This window comes from Micromonospora ferruginea (assembly GCF_013694245.2).
GTDB lineage: Bacteria > Actinomycetota > Actinomycetes > Mycobacteriales > Micromonosporaceae > Micromonospora > Micromonospora robiginosa.
In genome coordinates, this window is the sequence record NZ_CP059322.2 from 6,462,424 (window position 1) to 6,477,927 (window position 15,504).

Genomic DNA, 15,504 nt, shown 5'->3' on the forward strand with positions numbered 1-15,504 from the left:
CCGGACGGCGGGGCTCGGATCGGTACGCTCTGGCGCATGAGACGTCGCGGCGTGACCGTCCTGCTCGGTGCCCTGCTCACCGCCCTGCTCAGCGTCGGCGTGCTGAGCGTGCCCCTGCCGTACGTGGTGCTCGGCCCCGGCCCGACCGTCAACACGCTCGGCAGTGAGAACGGCAAGGAGGTCATCCAGGTGACCGGCCGCGCGACGTCCACCTCCGCCGGGCAGCTCCGGCTCACCACGGTCGGCGTGCAGCCCACCGTCCGGCTCCGGTCGGCGCTGGCCGGCTGGTTCTCCTCGGACGAGGCGGTGGTGCCGCGGGAGCTGGTCTACCCGCCGGGCGAGTCGCAGGAGGAGGTCGAGAAGCGCAACGCGGAGGACTTCCAGAACTCGCAGACCAGCGCCGAGACGGCCGCCCTGCGGGAGCTGGGCTACCCGATCAGGGTGCTGGTCAAGACCGTCACCCCGGGCGGGCCGTCGGTGGACGCGCTGCGGGCCGACGATGTGCTCACCTCGGTCGACGGCACGCCGGTGACGAGCGCGGCCAAGCTCACCGAGCTGATCCGGGCCAAGCCGGCCGGCACCGCGCTGAGGATCGGCTACACCCGGGGCGACACCCCGGGCACCGCCACGGTGACCAGCCGCGAGCAGGACGGCCGCCCGCGCATCGGCGTCGAGATCGACCAGCAGCAGCCGCACCCGTTCACCCTCAAGATCGATCTCGGGGACATCGGCGGGCCGAGCGCCGGCCTGATGTTCACCCTGGGCATCATCGACAAGCTGGAGCCGGCGGACCTGACCGGCGGGAAGGTCGTCGCCGGCACCGGGACCATCGACGACGAGGGCCGGGTCGGCCCGATCGGCGGCATCGCGCAGAAGCTGGTCGGCGCGAAGGAGGCCGGCGCGAAGGTCTTCCTGGTGCCCGCGGACAACTGCGCCGAGGCGGTCCGTAACCCGCAGCCGGATCTGCCGTTGCTCCGGGTGGCGACGCTCGACGACGCGCTCAAGGCGCTGGAGACGCTGCGCGCCGGGGGGCAGCCGACGCGCTGCTGAGCAGGACCGGTCATCGGCCCCCGGGCGATCGTGACGTGACCTTGACCCGACGTGTTCAGGAACACCCCGTACTCTTGGGTGCCTGGTCGGAGCCGATCACCTCAAACGTGCGGAGCCAATAGTGGTCATGCGTAGCAGTCCCCTGCCGAGGATGAGTCGACGCGGGCGCGTCACCATCGGGGTCCTGGTCGGGGTGTTCGTGTTGTTCACCCTGCTCGGTTGGGGGGTCAACGCCTGGACCGACTGGCTCTGGTTCGACGAGGTCCGCTACACCCAGGTCTTCACCGGCGTGCTCGCCACCCGGCTGCTGCTGTTCCTGGTCGTCGGGGTGGGCCTGGCGCTGATCGTCGGCGGCAACCTCTGGCTGGCCCACCGGCTGCGACCCCGGATGCGTCCGCACTCGGCCGAACAGGCCACGCTGGAGCGCTACCGGATGCTGCTGACCCCGCGGCTCGGCACCTGGATCGTGCTGGTCTCCGCCGTCATCGGGCTCTTCGCCGGGCTCTCCGCGCAGACCCGGTGGGCGCAGTGGCTGCTGTTCCGCAACGGCGGCAACTTCGGCGTCAAGGACCCCGAGTTCGGCGTCGACGTCGGCTTCTACGTCTTCCAGCTCCCGTTCTGGCGCTACGTGCTGGGCGTCGGCTTCACCGCGGTGGTGCTGGCCCTGCTCGGCGCGCTGGCCGTGCACTACATCTTCGGCGGGGTGCGCCTGCAGGGTGTCGGCGACCGGATGACCAACTCCGCGCGCGCCCACCTGAGCACGCTGGTGGCCGTCTTCGTGCTGCTCAAGGCCGTCGCCTACGTGCTCGACCGGCGCGCCATGCTGCTGGAGTACAACGAGGGCGCCAAGCTCTACGGCGCCGGCTACGCCGACGTGAACGCGCTGCTGCCGGCGAAGGAGATTCTGGCCTGGATCTCCGTCCTGGTGGCGCTGGCGATCATCGTGTTCTCCAACGCGGTGATGCGGAACCTGGTCTGGCCGGGCATCTCGCTGGCCCTGCTGGGCGTCTCCGCGGTGGCGATCGGCGGGATCTACCCGTGGGCGGTGCAGACGTTCGAGGTGAAGCCGAGCGCCAGGGACAAGGAGGCGCCGTACATCGAACGCAGCATCAAGGCCACCAGGTCCGCGTTCGGTCTGGACAGCACGAAGACCACGGGGTACGCGGCGAGCAACCTCGTGCCACCGGCCAGTCTCGCCACCGACACCTCGGTGGTGTCGAACGTCCGGCTGCTCGACCCGCAGCTCGTCTCCGAGACCTACACCCAGTTGCAGCAGGTGCGCGGCTTCTACGACTTCGGCTCGAAGCTCGACATCGACAGGTACGCGGTCAAGGACAAGACCTCCGACTACGTGGTCGGCGTCCGTGAGATCAACTACGGCGAGCTGACCGACCAGCAGAGCAACTGGATCAACCGGCACACCGTCTACACCCACGGCTACGGCCTGGTCGCCGCCCCGGCCAACCAGGTGGTCTGCGGTGGTCAGCCGTACTTCGTCTCCGGCTTCCTCGGCGAGAAGGCGCAGGAGGCGTGCTCCTCGCCGACCGAGGAGATCCCGGCCCAGCAGCCGCGGATCTACTACGGCGAGCGGATGGAGCCCGACGACTACGCGATCGTGGGGCAGAAGGGCGACCGCAACGTCGAGTTCGACCGGCCCACCCAGACCGGTGGCGAGCAGTACTACACCTACAGCGGCGAGGGCGGCGTCAAGGTCGGCTCGTTCCCGCGCCGGCTGCTCTACGCCATCAAGGAGCAGGAGTCGAACTTCCTGCTCTCCGAGGCGGTCAACGAGAACTCCAAGCTGCTCTACGTGCGTAACCCGCGCGACCGGGTGGAGAAGGTCGCGCCGTTCCTCACGCTCGACGGCGACCCCTACCCGGCGGTGGTGAACGGCCGCGTCCTGTGGATCATCGACGGCTACACCACGGCGGCCACCTATCCGTACGCCGAGCGGGTCAACCTGCAGTCGGAGACCGCCGACGAGCTGACCGGCCGGGGCACGTTCCAGCTCGCCCGGGAGAACGTCAACTACATCCGCAACTCGGTGAAGGCGACCGTCGACGCGTACGACGGCACGGTCAAGCTCTACTCGTACGACGACAGCGACCCGGTGCTGAAGGCGTGGAACAAGGCGTTCGGCGGCGACCTGGTGCTGCCCAAGGGCGACATCCCGGCGGAGCTGGCCGAGCACTTCCGCTACCCGGCCGACCTGTTCAAGGTGCAGCGCAACCTGCTCACCAAGTTCCACGTCACCGACCCCGGCGACTTCTACTCCGGCCAGGACTTCTGGCAGGTGCCGAACGTGCCGGACGCGCCGGACAGCGGGCAGAAGCAGCCGCCCTACTACCTGTTCACCCAGTTCCCCGGGCAGGAGGGGCCACGGTTCCAGTTGACCTCCGCGGTCACCCCGAACGGGCGGCAGAACCTCGCCGCGCTGGTCTCCGGCTCGTACGTGGACGGGCAGCCGCGCCTGGAGGTGCTGGAGCTGCCGGACCAGACCCGGATCTCCGGGCCGACCCAGGTCCATCAACAGATGACCAACAACGGCGACATCCGGCAGCAGTTGAACCTGCTCTCCTCCAACCAGGCCCAGGTGCAGTACGGCAACCTGCTGTCCCTGCCGTTCGCCGACGGGATGCTCTACGTCGAGCCGGTCTACGTGAAGAGCAGCAGCCAGGACGCGTACCCGCTGTTGCAGAAGGTGCTGCTCTCCTACGGTGACGGCGGTTCGTACGTGGTGCTCGCCAACAACCTGAGCGACGGCATCAAGCAACTGGTCGAGCAGGGCAAGCGGGCCGGCTCGGGCACCCCGCCACCGAGCGACGACGGTGGCACGCCACCGCCGTCCGGGGGCAACAACACCCCGCCGCCGCTCACCGGCGAGCTGGCCGACGCGGCCGGCAAGGTGCAGAGCGCCATCGCCGAGGTCAAGGCCGCGCAGGCGTCCGGCGACTTCGAGCGGTACGGGCGGGCGCTGAAGGCGCTGGACGAGGCGATGACGACGTTCCAGCAGGCCCAGGCGGCGGCGAGGGGATCGGCGAACCCGGCGCCCTCGGGCAGCGCCTCCCCGTCGGCGGCGGCCTCGCCGTCGCCCACACCGAGCGGCTGACCCGGGCCGGACACCCCGTTTTGCGCCTCGCCGGGCCGGTGCGCTACGGTTAACGAGCCGACGCGGGGTGGAGCAGCTCGGTAGCTCGCTGGGCTCATAACCCAGAGGTCGCAGGTTCAAATCCTGTCCCCGCTACTCGTGACGAAGGCCTCGGAGTTCGCTCCGGGGCCTTCGCCGTTTCCGACCCGTCGGAATCGGGATCGGGGACCCGGCTGATCTCCAGGATCCGGATGCGATAGGCTGTACATACCGACGCGGGGTGGAGCAGCTCGGTAGCTCGCTGGGCTCATAACCCAGAGGTCGCAGGTTCAAATCCTGTCCCCGCTACGAGATCGTGAAGGGCCCCGGAGGAAACTCCGAGGCCCTTCGTCGTATCCGGATCTTTCCGTCCCGTCCGGCGTGCCCCGGTTGCGCGGCTCGGCGAGGATGGGGGCATGGCTGGATGGAACAGATGGTGGGGCCGCCTGAGCGCGGTCATCGGTACGGTCGCGCTCTCGGTCTTCGTACCGGTCGCGGCATGGGCGTCGACCGGCACCGGCGAGATCGTGGTGGAGGCCGCGCGGCGGCGCTCCCGGGGCGGCGGGTTCGGCGTCCTCGGCCTGCTCTGCTGCCTCGTGGTGGTCGGCGGGATCGTGCTGCTGGTGCTGATGTTGATGCGCAACCGGCGTAACCGTCCGCCGCGCTGACGCGCGGGTCGGTGGCGCGCCGCGCCGGCGTTGGGCGGGGCCCCTTCCTCTACCGAATGCGTTAAGAGGGGGCCCCTCCTTACCCTCCGGCGAGGGCGGCGTTCGCTCGGGCGATGAACCGTGAGGTCGCGGTGCGGGCGCCGGCCCGCTTGCCGCGGATGCTCTCGGCCGCCTCGATCAGCAGGGTCCGCACCGTGGCGTGCCCCTGCGGCGGCGGCGCGGGCGCCGGGCCGGCCAGCTCGTCCAGCTCCGCGCCGAGGGCCACCACCCGCTTCTCGGCCCGGTCGGTCACCCCGTCGGCCACGTACCTGCGGACCTGCGTGCTCGGGTTCAGCCCGCGCTCCACACCGAGGATCCGGCCGGCGGCCACGTTGGTGGTCAGGAAGTTGAGCACGTCCACCACCACACCCGGATGGCGGGTGCCGTGGAACCCGGCCCAGTACATCGACGCCCGCGGCCACTGGGCGGCCGGCGTACCCGGGAAGGCGACCGCGCCCAGGTCGTCGTCGGTCAGGCGTTGCAGCTCCGGGAGCTGGTGCGACCAGGCGAAGGACGCCGCGGTGTGCCCGGTGACCACGAGCTGGCGGGCCAGCTCGCCGGTGTCCGCCTGCTCCACCAGCGCGGCGCTCGGAGTGGCCCGGTCGAAGCGGGCGACCTCCCAGAACTCGAACCAGGCGAGCAGCTCGGCCGAGCTGAAGCCGAGCTGCCGGCCCTGGTACAGCTCGCTGCCCTGCCCGCGCAGCCAGAGCCAGAGCGCCCGGTAGTCACCGGAGGGGTCCATGGTGCCGGCCACCCGGTTGCCGGAGGCGCGGGTGACGCGGGCGGCCCAGCGGGCGTACTCCTTCCAGGACATGCCGGTGCGCGGCTCGGGCTGGTCCAGCCGGCGCAGCAGGTCCCGGTTGAAGACCAGCGCCGCGCTGGTCTCCGCGGCGGGCACCGCCACGGTCCGCTCGCCCACCCGGCCGTAGCGGGCCAACTGCTCCGGCAGGCCGCGCAGGTCGAGCCGGTCGTCGGTGGTGTGCCGGGTCAGGTCGAGCAGGATGCCGCGGCGGTCGTACTCGGTGAGCAGGGTGTCGTCGACCTGGAACAGGTCGGGCACGTTGCCGCCGGTGGCCTGGGTGGCGAGCCGGTCGTAGTAGCCGGCCAACCCCTGCCAGGTGATCCGGAAACTGACCCGGGGATTCTGCTGGGTGTAGAGACGCAGCGCCTGCTCGGTGGCCTCGGCGCGGCGGTTGCCGCCCCACCAGAACACGGACAGCTCGATCGGGCCGTCGTCGGTCGCGCCGTCGTCCTCCGCCTGGCTGCACCCGGCCAGCCCGCCGCCGAGCCCACCGGCCAGCAGCGGCAGGCCGGTGAGCGCGCCGAGGAACCGTCGCCGGTCGAGGCCGGGACGGGGGACGGGCCGCTGAGCGCGCACGGGTCTCTCCGATGATGGGCTGGACGGATCATTCCACCGGCCCCGGCCGGGGGTGTCAACGCCGGGTGGGACGGGCGGCGGGCGCGCCGGAGGGCGTACCCGGGCCATGGTGTACTTACCGCCGTGGAACTTCTGCACTCGGGCAAGGTCCGGGACGTCTACGCCGACGGCGCGGACCTGATCCTGGTCGCCTCCGACCGCGTCTCAATCTACGACGTGGTGCTGCCGACCCCGATCCCGGACAAGGGCCGCCTGCTCACCGCGCTCTCGCTGTGGTGGTTCGAGCAGTTGTCCGACCTGGTGCCGAACCACGTGGTGTCCGCCACCGACGTGCCGGCGGAGTTCGCCGGCCGGGCGATCCGGTGCCGGCGGCTGGACATGGTGCCGGTCGAGTGCGTGGCCCGGGGCTACCTGACCGGCGGCGGCCTCGCCGAGTATGAGCGCACCGGCTCGGTCTCCGGCGTGCCGCTGCCCCGGGGTCTGGTGGAGGCGTCGATCCTGCCCGAGCCGATCTTCACCCCGTCGACCAAGGCGCCGACCGGCGAGCACGACGAGCCGATCACCTACGACCAGGTGGTGGACAAGGTCGGGCCGGAGGTCGCGGAGCGGCTGCGGGAGATCACCATCGACGTCTACCGGCGGGGCGCGGAGATCGCCGCCGACCGGGGCATCCTGATCGCCGACACCAAGCTGGAGCTGGGCTGGGCGCCGGACGGCACGCTGGTCCTCGGCGACGAACTGCTCACCTCCGACTCGTCCCGGTTCTGGCCGGCCGAGTCCTACCAGCCCGGCCGGGCGCAGTTCTCCTTCGACAAGCAGTACGTGCGGGACTGGGCCACCGCCAGTGGCTGGGACAAGCGCCCGCCGGCGCCGGAGGTGCCGGCCGACGTGGTCGAGGCGACCCGCGCGCGGTACGTCGAGGCGTACGAGAAGCTCACCGGCAACCGCTGGGACTGACCGGACGTCTAGTCTCGTCCGCATGGCGACGAGGCTCGTGCAGATCAACATGAAGGCCCGGAACGATGCCGCGCTCGGCGGCTTCTGGGCGAAGGTGCTCGGCTGGGGCATCTCCAGCGAGGAGCCGGGCGTGACGAACCTCGAACCCGTGGGCCTCGTCTATCCCGACCCGGTCGCGGTCTGCATCGACCTCGTCATCTCCACCGAACCCAAGGTGGGCAAGAACCGGGTGCACGTCGACCTGGCCACCACGTCGGCGGAGCATCAGGCCGAGCTGGTCGCGCGGCTGACCGAGCTGGGCGCGACGCCGGTCGACATCGGTCAGGGCGACGTCCCGTGGACGGTGCTGGCCGACCCGGAGGGCAACGAGTTCTGCGTGCTGGAGCCGCGCCCGATCTACCGGGACACCGGGCCGATCGCCGCGGTGGTGGTCGACTGCGCGGACCCGCACGAGATGGCCCGGTTCTGGGGCCAGGCGACGGACTGGACCGTGCACGAGGTGACCGGCGAGCACGCCTCGCTGCGTTCCGCCGCGGGTGTCGGCCCCTACCTGGAGTTCGTCCGCAACCCCGACCCGAAGACGGGGTGGAACCGGGTGCACCTCGACGTCCGCCCCTACCCGGGTGACGACATGGCGGCCGAGGCGGACCGGCTCCGGGCACTCGGCGCCACCGACGCCGACCTCGGCGGCACCGATGTCCGGTGGAAGGTCCTGATCGACACCGAGGGCAACGAGTTCTGCCTCCTCACCCCAGCCTGACCCCCGCCCCGCCCCGCCCCGCCCCGCCCCGCCCCGCCCCGCCCCGCCCCGCCCCGCCCCGCCCCGCCCGCCCCGCCCCGCGATCTTGCACTTTCTGCCCCGACACAAGGGGCATTCAGGGCGAATCACGGGCCGAAAGTGCAAGATCGCGGGGCAGGCCGGGGCGCGGGGAGGGAGGGAGGGAGGGAGGGTCAGTCTTGCCAGTTCAGGGTGCGCTGGACGGCTTTGTGCCACTGGTGCAGTTCGCGGTCGCGGTGGGTCGGGTCCATCGCCGGCTGCCACTGGGCGTCGGAGCGCCACTTGTCCCGCAGGGTGGCCAGGTCGGGCCAGAAGCCGACGGCCAGGCCGGCCGCGTACGCCGCGCCGAGGCAGGTGGTCTCGGTGATCCGGGAGCGCACCACCGGCACGTCGAGCACGTCGGCCAGGAACTGCATCAGTAACGTGTTGCCGGTCATTCCGCCGTCCACCCGCAGTCGGCGCAGCGCCACGTCGGAGTCGGCGTTCATCGCGTCCACCACCTCGCGGGTCTGGAAGGCGGACGCCTCCAGCACCGCCCGGGCCAGGTGACCCTTGGTGATGTAGCCGGTCAGGCCGGCGATCACGCCCCGGGCGTCGCTGCGCCAGTGCGGGGCGAACAGGCCGGAGAAGGCCGGCACCACGTAGCAGCCGCCGTTGTCGTCGACCGTGCGGGCCAACTCCTCGACCTGGCCGGCGGTGGAGATCAGGCCCAGGTTGTCGCGCAGCCACTGCACCAGCGAGCCGGTGACCGCGATGGCGCCCTCCAGCGCGTACGTGGCCGGTTGCCCCTCGATCCGGTAGGCCACGGTGGTGAGCAGGCCGTGCTGCGACGGCACCGGGCTCGCGCCGGTGTTGAGCAGCAGGAAGCTGCCGGTGCCGTAGGTGCACTTGGCCTCGCCGGGCTGGAAGCAGGTCTGCCCGAACAGCGCGGCCTGCTGGTCGCCGAGCGCGCTCGCCACCGGCACCCCGGCGAGGACGCCCTCGGCGGTGCCGTAGACCTCGGCCGAGCAGCGGATCTCGGGGAGCATCGCGGCCGGGATGCGCAACGCGTCGAGCAGATCCGGTGCCCAGTCGAGGGTCTCCAGGTCCATCAGCATGGTGCGGCTGGCGTTCGTCACGTCGGTGACGTGCCGCCCGGTCAGCTTCCAGATGATCCAACTGTCCATGGTGCCGAACAGCACCTCGCCGCGTTCGGCACGTTCGCGCAGCCCGTCGACGTGGTCGAGCAGCCAGCGCAGTTTCGGCCCGGCGAAGTAGGTGGCCAGCGTCAGGCCGGTGCGGGCCCGCAGCCGGTCGGCGTCGTACGCCTCGGCCAGCTCGCCCAGCAGCGGGCCGGTGCGGGTGTCCTGCCAGACGATCGCGTTGGCCACCGGCCGGCCGGTCGCCCGGTCCCAGACCACTGTGGTCTCGCGCTGGTTGGTGATGCCCACCGCGGCGAGTCGCTCGGGGCCGATGTCGGCGCTCGCCAGCGCCTCCCGCACCACCTGCTCGACGCATGCCCAGATCTCCTCGGCGTCGTGCTCGACCCAGCCGGGTCGCGGGAAGATCTGCCGGTGTTCGCGTTGGGCCACCGCGACGATCTCACCGGCGGCGTCGAAGACGAGGCACCGCGAGGAGGTGGTGCCCTGGTCGATGGCGGCGACGAACTCTCCGGTCACGCAGGCACCGTACCCGCCGGGCGCGTCTCCCGTCTCCCACCGGCCGGCCCGTACGATCATCAGACGTGCGTGACATTGCCGTGTTCAGCGGGACCGCCCATCCGGAGCTCGCCGCCGAGATCTGCGCCCACCTCGCCGTTCCGCTGCACCCCGTGCGGGTGTCCCGGTTCGCCAACGACTGCCTGGAGGTGCAGTTGCAGGCGAACTGCCGGGAGCGGGACGTCTTCCTCATCCAGCCGCTGGTGCCGCCGGTGCAGGAGCACCTGGTCGAGCTGCTGCTCATGATCGACGCCGCCCGGGGCGCGTCGGCCGCCCGGATCACCGTGGTGCTGCCGCACTACGCGTACGCCCGGTCGGACAAGAAGGACGCGCCGCGGATCTCCATCGGTGGGCGGCTCGTCGCCGACCTGCTCACCTCGGCCGGCGCGCATCGGGTGCTGGCCATGACGCTGCACTCGCCGCAGGTGCACGGCTTCTTCAGTGTCCCGGTCGACCACCTGCACGCGCTGCGCGAGCTGGCCGCCCACTTCCGGGGCCACGACCTGAGCAACGCGGTGGTCGTCTCGCCGGACCTGGGCAACGCCAAGGAGGCGGCGGCGTTCGCCCGGATGCTCGGCACCCCGGTGGCGGCCGGCGCGAAGCAGCGGTTCAGCGACGACCGGGTGCAGATCAGCACCGTCATCGGCGACGTGGCGGACCGGGACGTGATCGTGCTGGACGACGAGATCGCCAAGGGCAGCACGGTGGTCGAGCTGATCTCGCACCTGCGTGAGCGGCGGGTCCGCTCGATCCGGCTGGCCTGCACGCACGGGTTGTTCTCCAGCGGCGCGTTGGAGCGGCTGAGCGCGCAGGACGGCGTGCTGGAGATCGTCTGCACCAACACGGTGCCGATCCCGGTCGAGAAGCGGGTGCCGAAGCTCGAGGTGCTGTCGGTGGCGCCGGCGCTGGCCGAGGCGATGCGGCGGATCCACAACGGTGAGTCGGTGAGCGCGCTCTTCGGCTGAGGCGAGCGGCGGCCCGGCGGCCGGTCAGCCGTCCAGCGGGCGGGCGGTCGGCCGGGTGGCCAGCGCCGCGGTGATCCGGACGACCGTGCCGGCGTCGCCGGTCTCGACCTCCATGGTGTCGCTCAGCTCGCGGGCCAGCCACAGGCCCCAGCCGCCGGCGGTCTCCGGGGCCGGCCGGTCGCGGTCGCGCAGCCGCCGTTCGCTGATCCCGTGCCCGTGGTCGGCGACCTCGCAGACCAGGTCACCGCCGCGCAGCCAGAGCCGCAGCCAGCCCTGCCCGCCGCCGTGGCGGACCGCGTTGGTGATCAGCTCGTTGATCGCCAGCACGAAGTCGTCGAGTCGCTGCCCGGCGAGCCCCGCCGCGTGCGCGCAGGAGGTGACCGAGTGCCGCAGCTCGGTCACCTGAGCCTGATCGAAGGCGTCGGCGATCAGAAGGGAAGGTTCGATGGGCACAACCGTACGCGGTGCGGGGAGTTCTGCGTTTGTCATGACCCCGTCCCGGCGATGGCTCCCGACGACTTTCGCGGCTTTTCCACCGTACGTCAGGGTTTCTCGGACCGCACCCGACGGCCCGGGCGTAACCGGCTGTGGCAGGGTGACGCCCATGCCGTCGTCCTCCGGGCTGGAAGGTCCCCTCTGGCGGTCCATCGCGGTGTTCCGGTTCGCGTCGCTGGCGTACGTCGGGGTGCTCGTGCTGCGCGACGGCGGCGAGTACGCGCACCCGGTGGCGGCCGGCGCCGTCTGGCTGGGCATGCTGGCCTGGAGCGGCGTGACGGCGGCCGGCTACCGCCGTCCGGCGGGGCGGCGGTGGCCGCTGCTCCTGGCCGACCTCGCCGTGGTGCTGGGGATCATCCTGGCCACGCCGTGGGTGGTCGGCCGGCCGGCGCTCGCCGCCGGCGTGCCGGTGCTGACCTCGGCCTGGCTGGCCGGCCCGGTGCTGGCCTGGGCGGTCTCCGGCGGCCGGCGGCGCGGCACGGTGGCCGCGCTGGTGCTCGGCGGCGCCGACCTGGCCACCCGGGACCCGGTCAACCCGTCGGCGTTCACCGGCGCGATCCTGCTGTTGCTCGCCGGCCTGGTGGTCGGGCACGTGGCCCGGCTGGCCGCCGAGGCGGAGGCCCGGTTGCAGCGGGCGGTGGAGCTGGAGGCCGCGACCCGGGAGCGGGAGCGGCTGGCCCGCGACATCCACGACTCGGTGCTCCAGGTGCTGGCGTTGGTCCGGCGGCGCGGCGCGGACCTGGACGGCGAGGCGGCCGAGCTGGCCCGGCTGGCCGGGGAGCAGGAGGCCGCCCTGCGCTCGCTGATCGGCCGGGCCGACGCCGGGCCGGAGCGGGCCGGCGCCGACCGGGACCTGCGCGACCTGCTGGACCGCTACGCCTCGGCGGAGGTCCAGGTGGCCGCGCCGGCCACCCCGGTGCCGCTGCCCGCGCGGGCCGCCGGTGAGCTGGCCGCGGCGGTCGGCGCGGCGTTGGACAACGTGACCCGGCACGCCGGCGGGCGGGCCTGGGTGTTGATCGAGGACGAGGAGGAGACGGTGACCGTCTCGGTACGCGACGAGGGGCCGGGTATCCCGGACGGGCGGCTGGCGGAGGCCGCGGCGCAGGGCCGGCTCGGGATGTCCCAGTCCATCCGGGGCCGGGTGGCGGACCTGGGCGGCGAGGTGCGGATCGTCTCCGGTCCGGGCACCGGGACCGAGATCGAGCTGACCGTGCCGAGGAGCCGACGGCGGTGAGCATCCGGGTGATGGTGGTCGACGACCACCCGATGTGGCGTGAGGGGGTGGCCCGCGATCTCGCCGAGGCCGGCCTCGACGTGGTGGCGACCAGCGGGGAGGGGCGGCAGGCGGTCCGGGTGGCCGCGGCGGCCCGTCCCGACCTGGTGGTGCTCGACCTGCAACTGCCGGACGTCTCCGGGGTGGAGGTGGTCCGGGGGCTGCGCGCCGCGCTGCCGGAGGTGCGGGTGCTGATGCTCTCGGCCAGCGGCGAGCCGCAGAGCGTGCTGGACGCGGTCAAGGCCGGCGCCACCGGCTACCTGGTCAAGTCGGCCGCCCCGGCCGAGTTCCTCGACGCGGTGCGCCGCACCGCGGCGGGCGAGCCGGTGTTCACGCCCGGGCTGGCCGGGCTGGTGCTGGGCGAGTATCGCCGGCTGGCCGCCGCGCCGCCGGCCCCGCACGACGACGCGCCCCGGCTCACCGAACGGGAGACCGAGGTGCTGCGGCTGGTCGCCAAGGGGCTGTCCTACAAGCAGATCGCCGAGCGGCTCCGGTTGTCCCACCGGACCGTGCAGAACCACGTGCAGAACACCCTGGGCAAGCTCCAGTTGCACAACCGGGTCGAGCTGACCCGGTACGCCATCGAGCGGGGCCTGGACGAGTGAGTCAGCGGGCCTCGGGCGGCAGCGTCTCGTGCACGGCCAGCTCCTCGGCGGTGGCGCCGCCGCCGGCCGCGCCGGCGTCGTAGGCGACGTTGTCGGTCTCCTGGTCGGTGTGCGCGCCCTCGTCCGGCTCGACCAGCCGGCCCACCTCGTGGTCGGCGACGGTCCCGAGCTGGCCGTGGTCGTAGATCGAGACCGGGGAGTGCGGGTCGGAGACCGGGCCCGGGTCGATCACGTCCGCGTCGAGCTGGGCCTGCGCGGCGGCCTCCTCGCTGTCCGCCTCGGCCGCGATGGCCGGGTCGACGGTGCCGGCGAGCGGGTCGTCGGCGGGACGCTCGTACTGCTCGCGGTCGAGCTTGTAGTCCAGCGACTCGCCGTCGAGCTGCTCCTCGGCCGTGGTGCCGAACCGGTCGACGGCGACCGGGGTGCGGTCACCGGGGATCTGGGCCGGCTCCGGGCCGTCCGCCTCGCGCCCGGTCAGCACGTCGTCGTTGGCGGTCGAGTCGTCGTCGGCGGTGTCCGGCAGACCTTCCGCCTCGGGGTCGGACACGGGGGTGGGGTACTCGTCGTCGCGCATGCGGGTGAACTACCCACTGCGCTCACCGTATTAACCGCGACCGGGCGGGTGAATCGGGAGCAACGGGTCGAAACGGCACCTCAGTTGCGGAAGGCCGTCTCGTCCTCGGCGTACAGCACGCACCAGACCACCTTGCCGTCCGGCAGCGGCGTGCTGCCCCAGCGCCGGGCCACCGTGTCGATGAGCAGCAACCCGCGCCCGCCGACCGAGTCCACCGGGGCCGGCCCGGCGTACGCCGGACGCCCGGCGGCGTGGTCCCGGACCGCCGCGTGCAGGGCGTCGCCGCGCGGCGCGAGCCGGAGCGTCATCGGGGTCACCGCGTGCGCGACCACGTTGTTGACCATCTCGGTGACCGCGATGCAGGCCGGCTCGACCAGCTCCGGCAGGCCCCACCGGGCGCACCCGTCGGCGATCAGCGACCGGGCCTCGCGCGCGGCCTCCGCCACCGGCGACAGCTCGACCTCCACCAGGTCGGGTGGGGCCGCCGCCGGTCGGGGCGCCGGCGAGCCGGCCGGGTCGAGCAGCACCTCGGCGGCCGGCCAGTCGGCCACCTCGCGGCGGACCCCGTCGAGCACGTCGTGCACGGCCGGATCGTGGATGAGCACCCCGGACAGGTCGACCCGGGTCGGGCCCGGCCGCTGCCAGAGCCGGGCGAGCAGCGCGCCGCGCACGGTCTCCGCCCCGGCCCGGTCGAGCACGCCGGTCAGCCGGACCGTCGCGGAGGATTCGTCGGTCTCGACCAGGCAACGTGCGTCCGTCGGCATGATCGTCCCATTGTGCACGTCGGCTCCGGCGCGCGCATCAGTCCGGTCGACGGGACTCATGATCGCGCCGTCCGGGAGCGTCGGTTGATCGCCGCGACGGTGCCGACCGCGGTGCCGGCGGCGGCCAGGCCGAACGCGGCGGTCATCCGCAGCAACTGGCCGCGCCGACCGGCCCAACCGTCGGTCCGCTCGGCCGTCGCGTCGGGCGTGAAGACGGTGCCGGCGGCGTCCAGGCGGACGCCCGGGCCGAACTGGGTCCGCGCGGCGTACCAGCCGAGCGCCCGCTCGGCCAGCGCCGGGGCGAGCCGCCACTGGAGCCCCATCAGCCGGGCCGCGCCGCCCGCGTACGCCTCGCGTCGCGGCCGGCGCAGCAGCCGCACCATCGTCTCGGCCACCATCTCCGGCGGGTAGACCGGGGGAGGCGGGGTCAGCTCCCGCCCGGTGTGGTTGGCCGCGTGCCGGAAGAACGGGGTGTCGATGCTGGCCGGCAGCACGGTGCAGAGCGAGATGTTTCCCCGGCCGGTAACCCGCAGCTCCTGCCGCACCGTGTCGGTCAGCCCGCGGATGGCGTGCTTGGTGGCGTTGTACGCGGACTGGTACGGCATGGCCACCTCGGCCAGCACGGACGCGTTGTTGATCAGGACACCGCCGCCCGCCGCGGCGAGCCACGGCAGCGCGGCCCGGGTCCCGTGCACGGTGCCGAGCAGGTTCACCTCGACCACCCGGCGGAACTCGGCGACCGGGATCTCGTCGAACAGCCCCACCGTGCCCACGGCCGCGTTGTTGATCCACGCGTCGATCCGGCCGAACTCCTCGGCGGCCCGGGCGGCCAGCAGCTCCACCGCGTACGGATCGGTCACGTCGGTCGGCACCACGAGGGCCCGCCCGCCCAGATCCCGGCAGTGCTCGGCGACGCGCCGCAACGCGGCCTCGCTCCGGGCGGCCAGCACCACCGCGACCCCACGGCCGGCAAGCGCGTACGCGGTGGCCGCACCGATGCCGCTGGAGGCGCCGGTGATGACGACGGTGGCGTCGGTGAGGCTGCGGGTGAGCGGCATTCCCCGCCGGTACCCCGGTGCCGGCCGGTCATGCCGCCGAGACCGCGCTGATCGGGTTCGGTCGGACCCGGTGTCC

The 15,504-nt window shown here is 72.8% G+C and carries 14 protein-coding genes and 2 tRNA genes; 10 read left to right on the forward strand and 6 right to left on the reverse strand.

Translation table 11 applies throughout. From position 1 onward, the window contains the following. Positions 1-36 precede the first annotated feature (36 nt). The 5 genes from H1D33_RS29185 to H1D33_RS29205 all read left to right on the forward strand — a co-directional run bounded on the left by H1D33_RS29185 (position 37) and on the right by H1D33_RS29205 (position 4,845). Complete coding sequence (locus H1D33_RS29185) at positions 37-1,050, forward strand: YlbL family protein (RefSeq protein WP_181570147.1); 1,014 nt, start codon at positions 37-39, stop codon at positions 1,048-1,050. Positions 1,051-1,177: 127 nt separating this feature from the next. After that, on the forward strand, positions 1,178-4,159 hold the full coding sequence (locus H1D33_RS29190) for a UPF0182 family membrane protein (protein ID WP_181570146.1): 2,982 nt from the start codon (positions 1,178-1,180) through the stop codon (positions 4,157-4,159). Between the two features lie 61 nt (positions 4,160-4,220). Then, positions 4,221-4,294: transfer RNA gene (locus H1D33_RS29195), tRNA-Met, on the forward strand. A 118-nt stretch (positions 4,295-4,412) separates the two neighbouring features. Further along, positions 4,413-4,486, forward strand: a tRNA-Met gene (locus H1D33_RS29200). Positions 4,487-4,593: 107 nt separating this feature from the next. Next, positions 4,594-4,845: a hypothetical protein gene (locus H1D33_RS29205; protein WP_181570145.1), complete on the forward strand. Its 252-nt coding sequence runs from the start codon at positions 4,594-4,596 to the stop codon at positions 4,843-4,845. Between the two features lie 79 nt (positions 4,846-4,924). Here H1D33_RS29205 and H1D33_RS29210 read toward each other — a convergent pair whose 3' ends face one another. Then, entirely contained in the window at positions 4,925-6,262 is a 1,338-nt protein-coding gene (locus tag H1D33_RS29210; protein ID WP_181570144.1) for an ABC transporter substrate-binding protein, read from the reverse strand. Between the two features lie 123 nt (positions 6,263-6,385). On the opposite strand from H1D33_RS29210, the gene H1D33_RS29215 reads away from it, so the two are divergent. After that, positions 6,386-7,219, forward strand: a complete 834-nt coding sequence (locus tag H1D33_RS29215; protein ID WP_181570143.1) for a phosphoribosylaminoimidazolesuccinocarboxamide synthase — start codon at positions 6,386-6,388, stop codon at positions 7,217-7,219. Positions 7,220-7,241: 22 nt separating this feature from the next. Then, positions 7,242-7,979, forward strand: a complete 738-nt coding sequence (locus H1D33_RS29220) for a VOC family protein (RefSeq protein ID WP_181570142.1) — start codon at positions 7,242-7,244, stop codon at positions 7,977-7,979. Between the two features lie 191 nt (positions 7,980-8,170). Here H1D33_RS29220 and glpK read toward each other — a convergent pair whose 3' ends face one another. Continuing rightward, positions 8,171-9,655: a glycerol kinase GlpK gene (gene glpK, locus H1D33_RS29225; RefSeq protein ID WP_220138727.1), complete on the reverse strand. Its 1,485-nt coding sequence runs from the start codon at positions 9,653-9,655 to the stop codon at positions 8,171-8,173. A gap of 65 nt (positions 9,656-9,720) precedes the next feature. Between glpK and H1D33_RS29230 the strand changes: the two genes are divergently transcribed. Continuing rightward, on the forward strand, positions 9,721-10,659 hold the full coding sequence (locus tag H1D33_RS29230; RefSeq protein ID WP_181570140.1) for a ribose-phosphate diphosphokinase: 939 nt from the start codon (positions 9,721-9,723) through the stop codon (positions 10,657-10,659). Positions 10,660-10,683: 24 nt separating this feature from the next. Here H1D33_RS29230 and H1D33_RS29235 read toward each other — a convergent pair whose 3' ends face one another. Continuing rightward, on the reverse strand, positions 10,684-11,148 hold the full coding sequence (locus tag H1D33_RS29235) for an ATP-binding protein (RefSeq protein ID WP_181570139.1): 465 nt from the start codon (positions 11,146-11,148) through the stop codon (positions 10,684-10,686). Positions 11,149-11,263: 115 nt separating this feature from the next. Here H1D33_RS29235 and macS point away from each other — a divergent pair, with 115 nt between their 5' ends. Beyond that, positions 11,264-12,388, forward strand: coding sequence for a MacS family sensor histidine kinase (gene macS / locus H1D33_RS29240; protein ID WP_181570138.1), 1,125 nt, complete (start codon positions 11,264-11,266; stop codon positions 12,386-12,388). An 11-nt stretch (positions 12,389-12,399) separates the two neighbouring features. After that, the gene (locus tag H1D33_RS29245; RefSeq protein WP_181572547.1) at positions 12,400-13,032 is read left to right on the forward strand and encodes a response regulator; all 633 of its coding nucleotides are present in this window, start codon (positions 12,400-12,402) and stop codon (positions 13,030-13,032) included. Between the two features lies 1 nt (position 13,033). Here the strand turns inward: H1D33_RS29245 and H1D33_RS29250 are convergent, their stop codons facing one another. The 3 genes from H1D33_RS29250 to H1D33_RS29260 form a co-directional block, all read right to left on the reverse strand. After that, complete coding sequence (locus H1D33_RS29250) at positions 13,034-13,606, reverse strand: DUF5709 domain-containing protein (RefSeq protein ID WP_181570137.1); 573 nt, start codon at positions 13,604-13,606, stop codon at positions 13,034-13,036. A gap of 80 nt (positions 13,607-13,686) precedes the next feature. Beyond that, on the reverse strand, positions 13,687-14,370 hold the full coding sequence (locus H1D33_RS29255; RefSeq protein WP_246411806.1) for an ATP-binding protein: 684 nt from the start codon (positions 14,368-14,370) through the stop codon (positions 13,687-13,689). Positions 14,371-14,426: 56 nt separating this feature from the next. Beyond that, positions 14,427-15,428, reverse strand: a complete 1,002-nt coding sequence (locus tag H1D33_RS29260) for an SDR family oxidoreductase (RefSeq protein WP_181570135.1) — start codon at positions 15,426-15,428, stop codon at positions 14,427-14,429. Positions 15,429-15,504 lie beyond the last annotated feature (76 nt).

Coding starts and splice junctions, on each gene's coding strand:
- H1D33_RS29250 (WP_181570137.1), bottom strand. CDS start 13,606: ATGCGCGACGACGAGTACCCCACCCCCGTGTCCGACCCCGAGGCGGAA.
- H1D33_RS29260 (WP_181570135.1), bottom strand. CDS start 15,428: ATGCCGCTCACCCGCAGCCTCACCGACGCCACCGTCGTCATCACCGGC.
- H1D33_RS29255 (WP_246411806.1), bottom strand. CDS start 14,370: ATGCCGACGGACGCACGTTGCCTGGTCGAGACCGACGAATCCTCCGCG.
- H1D33_RS29190 (WP_181570146.1), top strand. CDS start 1,178: ATGCGTAGCAGTCCCCTGCCGAGGATGAGTCGACGCGGGCGCGTCACC.
- H1D33_RS29205 (WP_181570145.1), top strand. CDS start 4,594: ATGGCTGGATGGAACAGATGGTGGGGCCGCCTGAGCGCGGTCATCGGT.
- H1D33_RS29220 (WP_181570142.1), top strand. CDS start 7,242: ATGGCGACGAGGCTCGTGCAGATCAACATGAAGGCCCGGAACGATGCC.
- H1D33_RS29235 (WP_181570139.1), bottom strand. CDS start 11,148: ATGACAAACGCAGAACTCCCCGCACCGCGTACGGTTGTGCCCATCGAA.
- H1D33_RS29185 (WP_181570147.1), top strand. CDS start 37: ATGAGACGTCGCGGCGTGACCGTCCTGCTCGGTGCCCTGCTCACCGCC.
- macS (WP_181570138.1), top strand. CDS start 11,264: ATGCCGTCGTCCTCCGGGCTGGAAGGTCCCCTCTGGCGGTCCATCGCG.
- H1D33_RS29245 (WP_181572547.1), top strand. CDS start 12,400: ATGGTGGTCGACGACCACCCGATGTGGCGTGAGGGGGTGGCCCGCGAT.